Source organism: Duganella callida, from assembly GCF_004614165.1.
Classification (GTDB): Bacteria; Pseudomonadota; Gammaproteobacteria; order Burkholderiales; family Burkholderiaceae_D; genus Rugamonas; species Rugamonas callida.
Genome location: NZ_SPVG01000034.1, coordinates 1 through 12,551 on the forward strand (window position 1 = coordinate 1; position 12,551 = coordinate 12,551).

The window sequence follows — 12,551 nt, forward strand, 5'->3', positions numbered from 1 at the left end:
CCTTTTCTTCCCTGACAAAAGAGCTTTACAACCCGAAGGCCTTCTTCACTCACGCGGCATTGCTGGATCAGGGTTGCCCCCATTGTCCAAAATTCCCCACTGCTGCCTCCCGTAGGAGTCTGGACCGTGTCTCAGTTCCAGTGTGGCTGGTCGTCCTCTCAGACCAGCTACTGATCGTCGCCTTGGTAGGCTTTTACCCCACCAACTAGCTAATCAGATATCGGCCGCTCCATGAGCATGAGGTCTTGCGATCCCCCACTTTCTCCCTTGGGACGTATGCGGTATTAGCGTAACTTTCGCTACGTTATCCCCCACTCCTGGGTACGTTCCGATATATTACTCACCCGTTCGCCACTCGCCGCCAGACCGAAGTCCGCGCTGCCGTTCGACTTGCATGTGTAAGGCATGCCGCCAGCGTTCAATCTGAGCCAGGATCAAACTCTTTAGTTTAATCTCTGTTTTTGGTCATTTCTGACCAGGTTCGCTCTTACTCAAAATACTGACAGTATTTCTTGTTGAGCATTTAATGCTTTTTGTTGCAGCATCAAACGCCCACATTTATCGACTGTATGTTTTTAAAGATCCGTGTTGCTTGCTGAGAAGCGTTTTGTTCATCAGCACAGAAGCGAGATTATGAAGCACTTGATTTATCTCGTCAACCCCTCGTTTTTCATCGTTTCGCTTTTCAGCGTCTGCGTTGTTTCGCGAGGGACCGAACTATAGCAAACTCGAACCAGGTTTGGCAAGCAGTTCCCTGAACTTCGCCGCCCACTCCCCAATTTGTGCAGACTGTCGCAATCGCATGGCGCGTGCAGGCATGGATTCGTTACACTTGCCTCAAATTAAGTATGAGTGAAAGCCTCGCATGTTCCCTACGCCAAAAACACAAGACACCCTGAAAGCTGCCGGCGGCATGCTGCACCGCGGATTCGACACGGTCGCTATCTGGGTGACCCAGCTCTCGTGGTGGAAGTTCCTGGTGTTTGCGGTGCTGATGCTGATCGCCGGCTCTATCCTGCAGGACGAGTTGTTCTCCTCCAGCCCGGTACAGGAAGACGCCGACCGCGGCGACCGTATGCACAAGCGCAAAGGCGACACCAACATCCTGATCGACGACAGCGGCATCCACTTCAATCCGCGCAAAACGCGCAGCAAGAGCACGGACGACAACACGCAAGCGCCTGCCGAGCCGGCGGAAGCAGCAGAGGCGCCAGAAACCCCGGCCACTCCGGCTACCCCAGCTACCCCAGCTAACCCGGCTACTCCCGCGACGCCAGCCACCCCGGCAACCCCATCCAAGTCCGGCAAATCCGGCGCCGCCTCGGTGCCGGCCCTGCCCTCGCTGCCGGGCGAGGAAGTCCACATCGACCTGCCGCCGCAAATCGGCGAAGAACTGTCCAATGCCATTGAAGAGGCGGTTGACGACCGCGCCGAGCAGAAAGTCGCGCGCTATCACGGCCAGGCATCCACCTGGTTCAAGAGCTTTATTACGCTGCTGGTATTGGCCCTGTTCGGCACCAAGGTATTGATGAGCAAAAAAACGCGCGCCGAAGCGGAAATGCAGACCGCCAACGCCGCCGCCGAGCGCGAATCCATGCAGCGCCAGCTCAGCGAAGCCAAGATGCAGATGATGCAAGCCCAGGTCGAGCCACACTTCCTGTTCAACACGCTGGCCTCGGTCGAGCACCTGATCGAGACCGACCCGCCGCGCGCCTCCGCCATGCAGCGCAGCCTGATCAAATACCTGCGCGCGGTGCTGCCGCAGATGCGCGACAGCTCGCTGACCACCAACCTCGGCCGCGAAGCCGACATGGTGCTGGCCTATCTGAATCTGCTGAAAATGCGCATGGAAGAGCGTTTGACGGTGATTTTCGATGTACCCGACGGCCTGCGCACCGCCGCCTTCCCGCCCATGATGCTGCAATCGATGGTGGAAAACGCCATCAAGCACGGCCTGGAAGGCAAGCCGGAGGGCGGCACCTTGAAAGTGCACGCCGACGTTGCCCACAACAAGCTGCGCGTCACCGTGGCCGACACCGGCCTCGGCTTCGGCGCCAAGCCAAGCGACGGCACCGGCCTGGGCCTGACCAACATCCGCGAACGCCTGAAACTACTGCACGGCGACCAGGCCCAGCTGCTGATCGCCGCCAACAGCCCCAGTGGCGTGATCGTCACCATCGAGGTGCCGTATCAGCTGGCCAAGACCACCAATAACAACAGCAATTGATTATTACCGCGATTCGATGAATAATTGATTGAATAGCCAATATTTTCACACCCAAGACGATGCCTACTGCAATCATTGCCGATGACGAACGTTTGATGCGCGACCAATTGCGCATGCGCCTGGAACAAGTCTGGCCCGAGCTGGAGATTATCGGCGAGGCCAAGAATGGCGACGAAGCCGTCGACCTGGTCGACGAGCTCAAGCCCGATTTCACCTTCCTCGACATCCGCATGCCTGGCAAGACCGGCATGGAAGCGGCCGCCATCATCGGCAACAAGAGCCAGATCGTGTTCGTGACCGCCTATGACGCCTACGCCATCGAGGCGTTCGAGCGCGGCGCCATCGACTACGTGTTGAAACCGCCCGAGCCGGAACGCCTGCAGATCACGGTCGAGCGCCTCAAAGGCCGCCTGAACAAGCCTGCCGTCGGCGCCGACATCAACGCCAGCGTCGCCACCATGCTGGCACAGCTGACCGAGAAGATCGCCGCGCCCAAGCCGGCCCACCTGCAATGGATCCAGGCCAGCATCGGCCAGGACCTGCGCATGATTCCGGTCGAGGAAATCCTGTTCTTCCGTTCGGACGAAAAATACACCTGCGTGCAGACCGAAAAATATGAGGCGCTGATCCGCAAACCGGTGCGCGACCTGGCCGAGGAACTCGATCCCTCGCTGTTCTGGCAGATCCACCGCGCGACGCTGGTCAACGTCAACGCCATCGAAGGCGTGACGCGCGACATCCGCGGCCGCCACCTGGTAATGATCAAGGGCCGTCCGGAAAAGCTGGAAGTCAGCCGCAGCTTCCTGCATCTGTTCAAGCAGATGTAAGCCTGCGGCACATCAACGCCCTTCCATACGGCTGATTTAGTGTGGCTCAATGAGCCGCACTACCTCCCTGCTGACCCTGGCCGCCATGGCCCTGACCGCGCGCCTGGCCTGGCGCCTGGGCTGGCACTGCGCACGTTCGGCCGCCGCCAGCAAGCGCAGCGGCGGCATCATCCGCCACGCGAGCGACGCCATCATTTCCACCAACGAGCGCCAGATCATCCTGCAGGCCAATCCGGCCGCCGCCGCCATGTTCGGCACCACCGTGCAGGCGATGCAGGGCGCGCCGCTGCAGCAATATATTCCACGCGAACAGCGCCAGAACAATCACAACACGTTCCACTATTTCGGCGACACCGGCATCCGCCTGCGCATGAAGGGGCGGCGCACCAGCGATTACGCGGTCACGGGATTGAAGGCCGGGGGCCAGCATTTTCCGCTGGAAGGCTCGATCTCCACGCTGGACGAGGATGGACGGCGCATCTACACCATCATCCTGCGCGACATCACCGAGCGCAAGCAAGTGCAGGAACAGCTGGAGCAATCGTATTCGCAGCTGCGCGAGCTGTCGGCCGCGCTGCAGACCATCCGCGAGGAAGAACGCAAGCACATCGCGCGCGAGCTGCACGACGACCTGGGCCAGTTGCTGGCCACCCTGCGCGGCGACCTGGCGCTGCTGCAACGGCATGCCGCCAAAGACCCGGCCGCGCGCAAGCTACAGGCCGGCATGGATGATTTACTGATGTCGGCCATTACGTCGCTGCGGCGCATCGCCAGCAACCTGCGACCGCGCGCGCTGGATGAGGGCGGCTTGTATTTTGCGCTGCAGAGCCTGCGTCATGAATTCACCGCGCGCAACAACATCGCCTGCACGCTGGATGCGAATGAAGAGGAATTGATACTGGACGATGCCTACAGCACAGCGATCTTCCGCATCGTGCAGGAAGCGCTGACCAACATTGCCCGCCACGCCGAGGCGCGCAAGGTGGCGCTGTCGCTGCGGCGCAAGGACCACGTGTTGCATGTCCGCATACATGATGACGGCCGCGGCATCGCCGAAAAGGACATGGACAAGGCATCGTCCTTCGGCCTGATCGGGATGCGCGAACGCGTCTGGGGGCTACATGGCGATATCGCCATCGTCAGCGACGGCGGCACGCGCATCGTCATACGCCTGCCGCTGCCGCAGACCGATTAGAACGAATGACGGATACCGGCGTTGAAGGCCTTGTCGCCGCTACCAGCTTCGTTGTTGTTACCAACGGTGTAGCCGGCGCCATTCTTGTTCTTGATCTTGGCGTAGGCCAGGTACACGCCGGTGCGCTTCGACAGGTTGTACAGGTAGCCCAGGGCCCACTGATCGGCATCCTGGTTGTTGACGGTCTTGTCGTTCTTGCGAATGTACGACGCCATGATGGTGCCGGCGCCGACCGGGATCTGCGCGCCGACCAGCACGTCGTTGCTGTCCAGGCTGGGCTTCGGCGCCACGGTGTAGCCGAAGGCATTGGCGCTTGGCAGCTGGGCGCTGTTCACGCCTTTATCTGCGCTGTAAGCGAAGTAGGCCTTCACCACCTGGAAGTCGTAGTTCACCGCCAGCATGGTGTTGCGGCCGGTGTCCTGGATCTTGGCCGGGGTGGTGCCGACGGCGGCGGTGTCATTGTTCTTGTTGTTGTAGACCAGGCGCGCGTTCAGCGGGCCCTGGGCATAGTTCAGGCCCAGACCGAATTGACGGCCGGCGGTGGTGCTGCCGGCCTGCTCGCCCAGGGCGTACAGGGCGTCGCCGCTGAAGCCTTCGATGACCGGGGTCGAGTACACCAGGGCGTTGCTCACGCGGGTGTTGGCGCCAGCCGACGGGAACAGGTTCTTGATGGTGCCAGCGTAGCCGGCGCCGAACGGGTCAGCCACCTGGCTTTGTGCCAGGTACAGCGGGGTGTACTGACGGCCGATGGTCAGCTGACCGGCGTCCTTGCTTTTCAGACCGACGAAAGCCTGACGGTTGAACAGGGTGTTGGTGCTGTCCAGGGTACCGTCGTCGGCCTTGAAGCCGGTTTCCAGCTGGAAGATGGCCGACAGGCCGTTGCCCAGATCTTCGGTGCCGCGGAAGCCGATACGCGACTGGCCGCCGATACCGCTAGTGACTTTGGTGATGTTGCCGGCGGCACCGCCGCGCTCGCTGACGATACCGGCATCCACCAGACCGTAGATGGTGACGTTCGATTGCGCTTGAGCTTGTGCGGCGAAGCCGCCGATGATCAGTGCTGCCAGAGTAAGTTTTTTCACTTGATGTTCTCTACTTAAGGTTGAAAGAAAGGCTTGTTCTATTCCACGGCCGAGATCATGCCTATCAATTACTTCAACAATGTGACAAACATCATTTGTTGTAAATCAACATCAAGAATGAAAAAAAAGCCGCATTAAGCGGCTTTTAATGAAAGTACGGCTTATTTCAGCCTGCAACTGAGCAGGAAGTAATGCTGCAGGCGCTCGATGCGGATCTGTTTGGCATGATCGGCGAAGCGCTTGCGCAGCGTGCTGTCGGTCAGATAATTGTTCATGATTTCATAACGCTCGCCGTCATCGGCGGTCAGGAACTGATAGGTGTTGCCGTCCGCATCGGTCCGCGCGATCACGGTCTCGCCTTCGATGGCCGATTCGTCCAGCACCACCAGCAGCACGTCCTTGCCCAGTTTGGCGCGCAGGCTCTTCAGGTATTTTTCCTGCTGTTCGCGGCGCACATGGCGCCACAGGTTGCCGATGAAGACGGCCGTGTATTCGCCCTGCATGCCATCCGGCAGAGCGAAGGCGTCCATCACGCCGAAAGTGACGATGTCCTCGTCCAGGCCACGGGTTTCCGCCAGTGCGATCATTTCCGGCAGGATGTCGGTGGCGTACACCGATGCCGCGGTTTCCGAAATCAGGTCGGTCCAGTAGGCGGTGCCGCAGCCCAGCTCCAAGACCTTGTGGCCGTCGAACAGCTCGGCGACCATTTCCTGCAGATCGTCCAGGTCGTCGAAGCGCTCTTCCCGCGCATAGACCTGGTCATAGTTGTCGGCGTTGACGGCGTAATATTTAGTCAACTGATTGGTATTCATGCTGATGCTTTCTTTATAGTTCGTAGTTGTCTTTTCCGCCGCTCATGGCCTGCTCGATCAACTTGCGGTTGAGCGTGGGGGCCAGCAGTTCCATGAACGTGTAGATATAGCTGCGCAGATAGGCGCCCTGCTTGACCGCCACCCGTGACACGTTCATGCCGAACAGGTGGCCCACAGGAATGGCGCGCAGGTTCTTGTCGCGCTCGGCGTCGAAGGCCATGCCCGCTATGATACCAATCCCCATGCCCAGTTCGACATAAGTCTTGATCACGTCGGCATCGATGGCTTCCAGCAGCACGTCCAGCTTCAGGCCGCGCAGCGAAAACGCGTGATCGATCTTGCTGCGGCCGGCGAAGGCGCCATCGTACGTGATGATGGGGAACGCGGCAATTTCTTCCAGCGTCGGCTGTTTGGCGCGCAGCAGCGCGTGGTCGGGCGGCACCACCACCACGTGCTCCCATTGATAACATGGCAAGGTGATCAGGCCGGAGACGCCGGCGATCGATTCGGTGGCGATCGCCAGGTCGGCCTGGTCGCGCTGCACCATCTCGGCGATCTGCTGCGGATTACCTTGCAATAAGGACAATCTCACCTTGGGAAACTTCTGCATGAACGCCTGCACCACTTTCGGCAGCGTGTAGCGCGCCTGGGTGTGGGTGGTAGCGATGGTGAAGCTGCCGCTGTCCTGGGCCGCGTATTCCTTGCCGATGCGTTTCAGACTGTCGATCTCCTGCATGATCAGTTCCACTGACTGCAGCACCAACCGTCCCGGCTCGGTCAGACCACGGATGCGCTTGCCGTGACGGGTGAAGATGTCGACGCCCAACTCCTCCTCCAGCTCGATGATGGCCTTGGACACGCCTGGCTGGGACGTGAACAGGGCCTTGGCGGCGTCGGTCAGATTGTAGTTCTGGCGTACTGCTTCGCGCACAAAGCGCAGTTGATGAAGGTTCATTGCAGGTCTGGCCCATCTTAAAATTATTAGCGTCCTAGCTTATGCCCAATCCTTATATAAGCAAATAAAGACTAAGTCGTATGGAATAAAGACGAAGTTTATTACTATTAGCGCTAGTTTGGGGACTCAGCGACTATCCAGGAAGAATATATCTATGTATCAGTACGACCAATACGACCATCTCATCGTCCGCGAGCGCATTGCCCAGTACCGCGATCAGGTACGTCGCCGCCTCGCCGATGAGCTGACGGAAGCCGAATTTCTGCCGCTGCGCCTGCAAAACGGCCTGTACCTGCAGCGCCACGCCTACATGTTGCGTATTGCCGTCCCGTACGGTCTGTTAGCAAGCAAGCAAATGCGCATGTTTGCCCATATCGCCCGCAAGTACGACCGCGGCTATGGCCACTTCACCACCCGCCAAAACATCCAGTTTAACTGGGTTGAGCTGGAACAGACACCGGATATTCTGACCGATCTGGCCTCGGTGGAGATGCACGCCATTCAGACCTCGGGCAACTGCATCCGTAACACCACCTCGGACCCGTTTGCCGGCGTCGCCGCCGACGAGATCATCGACCCCCGCCCGTACGCCGAAGTGCTGCGCCAGTGGTCGACCTTTCACCCCGAATTCATCGCCCTGCCGCGCAAGTTCAAGGTCGCCATCAACGGCGCCGTCGAGGACCGCGCCGCCATCGCCATCCACGACATCGGCCTGACCGTGGTGCGCAACGAGGCCGGCGAAATCGGCTTCAAGTTCATGGCCGGCGGCGGCATGGGCCGCACGCCGATCATCGGCAGCGTGATCCGCGAATTCCTGCCGTGGCAGCACCTGCTGACCTATACCGAAGCCGTGATGCGCGTGTATAACCAGTACGGCCGCCGCGACAACAAGTACAAGGCCCGCATCAAGATCCTGCTGAAAGCCATCGGCGTGGAAGAATTCACCCGCCAGGTGGAAGCGGAATGGGCCGACCTGAAAGATGGCCCGGAAACCCTGACCACCCAAGAGATGCAGCGCATTATCGACTTCTTCCAGCCGCCGGCCTACAAGCAACTGGATGACAGCGACGTGGTTGCAGCGCAGCCAGGCAACAAGGCCTTCGCCAACTGGGTCAATCGCAACGTCAAGCCGCACAAGGTGCCGGGCTACGCGGCCGTGGTCCTGTCGCTGAAGAAGACCGGCGTGCCGCCGGGCGACGCCACCGCCGAGCAGATGGACTTCATGGCCGACCTGGCCGACCGCTACAGCTTCGGCGAACTGCGCGTCACCCACGAACAGAACATCATTCTGGCCGACGTCGAACAATCGCAGCTGTTCGCGCTATGGCAGGAAGCCAAGGCGCACGGCCTGGCGACGCCGAACATCGGCCTGCTGACCGACATCATCTGCTGCCCGGGCGGCGACTTCTGCTCGCTGGCCAACGCCAAGTCGATCCCGATCGCGGCCGCCATCGCCGAGCGTTTCGACAACCTGGACTACCAGCACGACATCGGCGAGATCGAACTGAATATCTCCGGCTGCATCAACGCCTGCGGCCACCACCACGTCGGCAACATCGGCGTGCTGGGCGTGGACAAGGATGGCAGCGAATGGTATCAGGTGTCGATCGGCGGCGCGCAGGGCAACCACGCGGCCATCGGCAAGATCATCGGCCCGTCGTTCTCCGCGCTGCAAATGCCGGAAGTGATCGACCGCCTGTTGCAGGTCTACCTACGCGACCGCTTTGAGGGCGAATCGTTTGCCGAATGCGTGGCACGCATCGGTATCGCCCCGTTCAAGGAATTTGTGTACGCCACGCCGATCGCCGAAAAGGGTGGCCGCCTGGTTGGAGAGGATGAATATGTCTGAAGCAGTGAAGAACCTGATCATCAAGGGCCGTCAAGTGGTGGAAGACGATTGGCAGGTGCTGCGCCTGGCCGAGCCAATCGAAGGCGCGCCGGCGCATGATCCGGCCACCGTGACCGTCCCCGAAGGCAAATTCATTGTGCCACTGAGCCTGTGGCTGGTGCAGCGCGAGTTGCTGGCCGCGCGCACCGCCGCCGGCGAGATCGCCGTCTGGATCGCCAGCGACGAACGCCCGGAAACGCTGAAAGACCTGCTCGGCCAGTTCCCGCTGATCGCCGTCGACTTCCCCAAGTTCACCGATGGCCGCGGCTACTCGATCGCCTACAACCTGCGCACCCGCCTGGGCTGGACCGGCGAACTGCGCGCCGTCGGCGACGTGCTGCGCGATCAGCTGTTCTCCATGCAGCGCGTGGGCTTCGATGCCTTCGCCGTGCGTTCCGACCGCGATGTGCACGACGCGCTGAAAGGCTTGTCCGACTTCTCCGAAACCTACCAGGCATCGGTCGATCAGAAAGTGCCGCTGTTCCGCCGCCATCCGCGTCCCGCGCCGGCGGTGGTCAACAACGACGGCGCCGGCATCTGACGGGAGCAGCCATGAGTGATCAGAGCAAGCTGATTGCGGACACGCGCGCCACGCTGTCCCGCATCGCCAGCGAATTTTCTCCGGCCGTCTTCGCCTCGTCACTGGCGGCGGAAGACATGGTGTTGACCGACATGATCCTGAAGTCCGGTCTGGACATCGGCATCTTCTCGCTGGAGACCGGCCGCCTGCACAAGGAAACGCTGGCCATGCTGGACAAGGTGAAGCAGCACTACGGCTACGAGATCGCGGTCTACAAGCCGCAGGCCGAAGCGGTGGACGCCTACGTCGCGCAGAACGGCCTGAATGCCTTCTACGACAGCGTCGAGATGCGCAAGGAATGCTGCCGCATCCGCAAGGTGGAGCCGCTGGGCCGCGCCCTGCTGGGCAAGAAGGCCTGGATCACCGGCCAGCGCCGCGCGCAGGCGGCGACCCGCACCTCGCTGATGGTGGAGGAAGACGATCCGGCGCACTTCATGACCAAGTTTAATCCGCTGGCCGACTGGTCGGAGGAGGACGTCTGGACCTACATCCGCGAAAACGGCGTGCCGTACAACGCGCTGCACGATCAGGGTTATCCGTCGATCGGCTGCGAACCGTGCACCCGTGCCATCCAGCCGGGCGAAGACGTCCGCGCCGGCCGCTGGTGGTGGGAGAACCCGGAGTCGAAAGAGTGCGGCCTGCACGTGGTCGACGGCAAACTGATACGCATTAAATCCGTGGCCGCTTGAGCCACGCAAGAAGATAGGCATAGTCCAATGAACGCTTTAGTTGAACAAAACGCGCACGTCAACTCGCGCCACCTCGACGCTCTGGAATCGGAAGCGATCCACATCATGCGCGAAGTCGCGGCCGAATGCAGCAACCCTGCCCTGCTGTTCTCGGGCGGCAAGGACTCGGTGGTCCTGCTGCGCATCGCCGAAAAGGCTTTCCGCCCCGGCAAATTCCCGTTCCCGCTGGTGCACGTGGACACCGGCCACAACTTCCCGGAAGTGATCGCCTTCCGCGACAAGCGCGTGGCGGAACTGGGCGAGCGCCTGATCGTCGGCTCGGTCGAAGACTCGATCAAAAAAGGCACGGTGCGCCTGCGTAATCCGCAGACCGACTCGCGCAACGCCGCGCAGGCTGTGACGCTGCTGGAAACCATCGCCGAACACGGTTTCGACGCCTGCATCGGCGGCGCCCGCCGCGACGAGGAAAAAGCCCGCGCCAAGGAACGCATCTTCTCGTTCCGCGACGAATTCGGCCAGTGGGACCCGAAGTCGCAGCGCCCGGAATTGTGGGACCTGTATAACACCCGCGTCCACCCCGGCGAAAACATGCGCGTGTTCCCGATCTCGAACTGGACCGAGCTCGATGTGTGGCAATACATCGCCCGCGAAAAGCTGGAACTGCCGTCGATCTACTTCGCGCATGAGCGCCAGGTCATCCCGCGCAACGGCCTGCTGGTGCCGCTGACCGACCTGACCCCGGCACGCGAGGGCGAAACCGTGGAAACCCAGGTGGTGCGCTTCCGTACCGTCGGCGACATTTCGTGCACTTGCCCGGTGTCCTCGGACGCCGACACGGTGGAACAGATCATCGCCGAAACCGCCGTCACCGAAGTGACCGAGCGCGGCGCCACCCGCATGGACGACCAGACTTCCGAAGCCTCGATGGAAAAACGTAAAAAAGCAGGATACTTCTGATGAACGCACCCCTGAACACCAATCTGACTGAGCACAGCCTGCTGCGCTTCATCACCGCCGGTTCCGTCGACGACGGCAAGTCCACCCTGATCGGCCGCCTGCTGTATGACAGCAAGGGTATCTTCGCCGACCAGCTGGCCGCCATGTCGCGCTCCAAGCACAAGCGCACCGTCGGCGATACCGTCGACCTGTCGCTGCTGACCGACGGCCTGGAAGCCGAACGCGAACAGGGCATCACCATCGACGTGGCCTACCGCTACTTCGCCACACCGAAGCGCAAGTTCATCATCGCCGATACGCCGGGCCACGAGCAGTACACCCGCAACATGGTGACCGGCGCCTCGACCGCCGATGCCGTGATCATCCTGATCGACGTCTCGAAAGTGAAGTTGCGCGAAGACGGCGGCGTGGACCTGCTGATCCAGACCAAACGCCACTCGACCATCGCCCATCTGCTGCAGATCGAACACGTGATCGTGGCCGTCAACAAGATGGACCTGGTGGACTACAGCCAGGAGATCTACGACCGCATCGTCAAGGCCTACGGCGAGTTCGCCGCGACCCTGGGCCTGAAGGACATCACGCCGATTCCGCTGTCCGCCCTGACCGGCGACAACGTGGTGGCAAAGAGCGACAAGCTGGCCTGGTATCAGGGTCCGACCCTGATCGAGCTGCTGGAATCCCTGTCGGTGTACGACGAATCGCACAACGCGCCGTTCCGCTTCCCGGTGCAGCTGGTGGCGCGCCACAACGGTCACGAAGCCAACGACTTCCGCGGCTACATGGGCCGTATCGAGGCCGGCAAGGTATCGGTGGGCGACAAGCTGGTGGTGCAGCCATCGGGCCAGAGCGCCACGGTGAAAGACATCCTGACGTTCGAGGGCTCGCACCGGTCGGCCGAAGCCGGCCAGTCGGTGACGCTGCTGCTGAACGAGTACCTGGACATCTCGCGCGGCGACCTGTTGTCCGGCGCGGACCAGCCGGCCGCCCAACTCAAGCAACTGAAGGCGGACGTGTGCTGGATGTCGGACGAGCCGCTGGACCAGCGCCGCAAGTACTGGATCAAGCACGGCACCCGGCAGACCGCGGCCAAGATCACCGCCATCGAGTCGCTGCTGGACATCAACACGCAGCAGCGTCACAGCGCTGAAGGTCTGAAGCTGAACGACATCGCCACCGTGGCGCTGACGGTGCAGCAGCCGCTGGCGGCCGACGCCTACAGCGACATCCGCGCCACCGGCGCCTTCATCCTGATCGACGAAGTGACGCACCAGACCGTGGCAGCTGGTATGATCCGTCTGAGCCAGTAACCCCACCCTGTCATTCCCGCGCGGGCCGG

At 61.2% G+C, this 12,551-nt stretch carries 11 protein-coding genes and 1 rRNA gene; 8 read left to right on the forward strand and 4 right to left on the reverse strand.

The window, feature by feature from the left end:
- A 16S ribosomal RNA gene (locus tag E4L98_RS03650) occupies positions 1 to 450 on the reverse strand; the annotation flags it as partial.
- A gap of 415 nt (positions 451 to 865) precedes the next feature.
- On the opposite strand from E4L98_RS03650, the gene E4L98_RS03655 reads away from it, so the two are divergent.
- The 3 genes from E4L98_RS03655 to E4L98_RS03665 are packed head-to-tail and all read left to right on the forward strand — an operon-like array spanning position 866 to position 4,249.
- A complete protein-coding gene (locus tag E4L98_RS03655) occupies positions 866 to 2,227 on the forward strand; it encodes a sensor histidine kinase (RefSeq protein WP_135200214.1) in 1,362 nt (453 codons plus the stop codon).
- A 59-nt stretch (positions 2,228 to 2,286) separates the two neighbouring features.
- Complete coding sequence (locus E4L98_RS03660; protein ID WP_135200215.1) at positions 2,287 to 3,054, forward strand: LytR/AlgR family response regulator transcription factor; 768 nt, start codon at positions 2,287 to 2,289, stop codon at positions 3,052 to 3,054.
- A 49-nt stretch (positions 3,055 to 3,103) separates the two neighbouring features.
- A complete protein-coding gene (locus E4L98_RS03665) occupies positions 3,104 to 4,249 on the forward strand; it encodes a PAS domain-containing sensor histidine kinase (RefSeq protein WP_135200216.1) in 1,146 nt (381 codons plus the stop codon).
- On the opposite strand, the gene E4L98_RS03670 is transcribed toward E4L98_RS03665, so the two are convergent.
- From E4L98_RS03670 to E4L98_RS03680, 3 genes are all read right to left on the reverse strand, one after another.
- The gene (locus tag E4L98_RS03670; protein ID WP_371857190.1) at positions 4,246 to 5,331 is read right to left on the reverse strand and encodes a porin; all 1,086 of its coding nucleotides are present in this window, start codon (positions 5,329 to 5,331) and stop codon (positions 4,246 to 4,248) included. The genes E4L98_RS03665 and E4L98_RS03670 overlap by 4 nt on opposite strands.
- Before the next feature lie 161 nt (positions 5,332 to 5,492).
- On the reverse strand, positions 5,493 to 6,143 hold the full coding sequence (locus E4L98_RS03675) for a class I SAM-dependent methyltransferase (RefSeq protein ID WP_135200217.1): 651 nt from the start codon (positions 6,141 to 6,143) through the stop codon (positions 5,493 to 5,495).
- A 13-nt stretch (positions 6,144 to 6,156) separates the two neighbouring features.
- Positions 6,157 to 7,098: a CysB family HTH-type transcriptional regulator gene (locus E4L98_RS03680; protein ID WP_135200218.1), complete on the reverse strand. Its 942-nt coding sequence runs from the start codon at positions 7,096 to 7,098 to the stop codon at positions 6,157 to 6,159.
- Between the two features lie 154 nt (positions 7,099 to 7,252).
- Here E4L98_RS03680 and E4L98_RS03685 point away from each other — a divergent pair, with 154 nt between their 5' ends.
- From E4L98_RS03685 to E4L98_RS03705, 5 genes are read left to right on the forward strand one after another with little or no spacing between them, the layout of a single operon-like run.
- Positions 7,253 to 8,947: a nitrite/sulfite reductase gene (locus E4L98_RS03685; protein ID WP_135200219.1), complete on the forward strand. Its 1,695-nt coding sequence runs from the start codon at positions 7,253 to 7,255 to the stop codon at positions 8,945 to 8,947.
- Positions 8,940 to 9,527 carry a DUF934 domain-containing protein gene (locus tag E4L98_RS03690; protein WP_135200220.1) on the forward strand — a complete coding sequence of 196 codons (588 nt, stop codon included), beginning with the start codon at positions 8,940 to 8,942 and terminating at the stop codon, positions 9,525 to 9,527. The genes E4L98_RS03685 and E4L98_RS03690 overlap by 8 nt, the downstream gene beginning before the upstream one ends.
- Before the next feature lie 11 nt (positions 9,528 to 9,538).
- Positions 9,539 to 10,255 carry a phosphoadenylyl-sulfate reductase gene (locus tag E4L98_RS03695; RefSeq protein ID WP_135200221.1) on the forward strand — a complete coding sequence of 239 codons (717 nt, stop codon included), beginning with the start codon at positions 9,539 to 9,541 and terminating at the stop codon, positions 10,253 to 10,255.
- Positions 10,256 to 10,282: 27 nt separating this feature from the next.
- Complete coding sequence (gene cysD / locus E4L98_RS03700; RefSeq protein WP_135200222.1) at positions 10,283 to 11,212, forward strand: sulfate adenylyltransferase subunit CysD; 930 nt, start codon at positions 10,283 to 10,285, stop codon at positions 11,210 to 11,212.
- Complete coding sequence (locus E4L98_RS03705) at positions 11,212 to 12,522, forward strand: sulfate adenylyltransferase subunit 1 (protein WP_135200223.1); 1,311 nt, start codon at positions 11,212 to 11,214, stop codon at positions 12,520 to 12,522. The genes cysD and E4L98_RS03705 overlap by 1 nt, the downstream gene beginning before the upstream one ends.
- Positions 12,523 to 12,551 lie beyond the last annotated feature (29 nt).

Coding starts and splice junctions, on each gene's coding strand:
- E4L98_RS03665 (WP_135200216.1), top strand. CDS start 3,104: ATGAGCCGCACTACCTCCCTGCTGACCCTGGCCGCCATGGCCCTGACC.
- E4L98_RS03675 (WP_135200217.1), bottom strand. CDS start 6,143: ATGAATACCAATCAGTTGACTAAATATTACGCCGTCAACGCCGACAAC.
- E4L98_RS03680 (WP_135200218.1), bottom strand. CDS start 7,098: ATGAACCTTCATCAACTGCGCTTTGTGCGCGAAGCAGTACGCCAGAAC.
- E4L98_RS03655 (WP_135200214.1), top strand. CDS start 866: ATGTTCCCTACGCCAAAAACACAAGACACCCTGAAAGCTGCCGGCGGC.
- E4L98_RS03705 (WP_135200223.1), top strand. CDS start 11,212: ATGAACGCACCCCTGAACACCAATCTGACTGAGCACAGCCTGCTGCGC.
- E4L98_RS03695 (WP_135200221.1), top strand. CDS start 9,539: ATGAGTGATCAGAGCAAGCTGATTGCGGACACGCGCGCCACGCTGTCC.
- E4L98_RS03685 (WP_135200219.1), top strand. CDS start 7,253: ATGTATCAGTACGACCAATACGACCATCTCATCGTCCGCGAGCGCATT.
- E4L98_RS03690 (WP_135200220.1), top strand. CDS start 8,940: ATGTCTGAAGCAGTGAAGAACCTGATCATCAAGGGCCGTCAAGTGGTG.
- cysD (WP_135200222.1), top strand. CDS start 10,283: ATGAACGCTTTAGTTGAACAAAACGCGCACGTCAACTCGCGCCACCTC.
- E4L98_RS03660 (WP_135200215.1), top strand. CDS start 2,287: ATGCCTACTGCAATCATTGCCGATGACGAACGTTTGATGCGCGACCAA.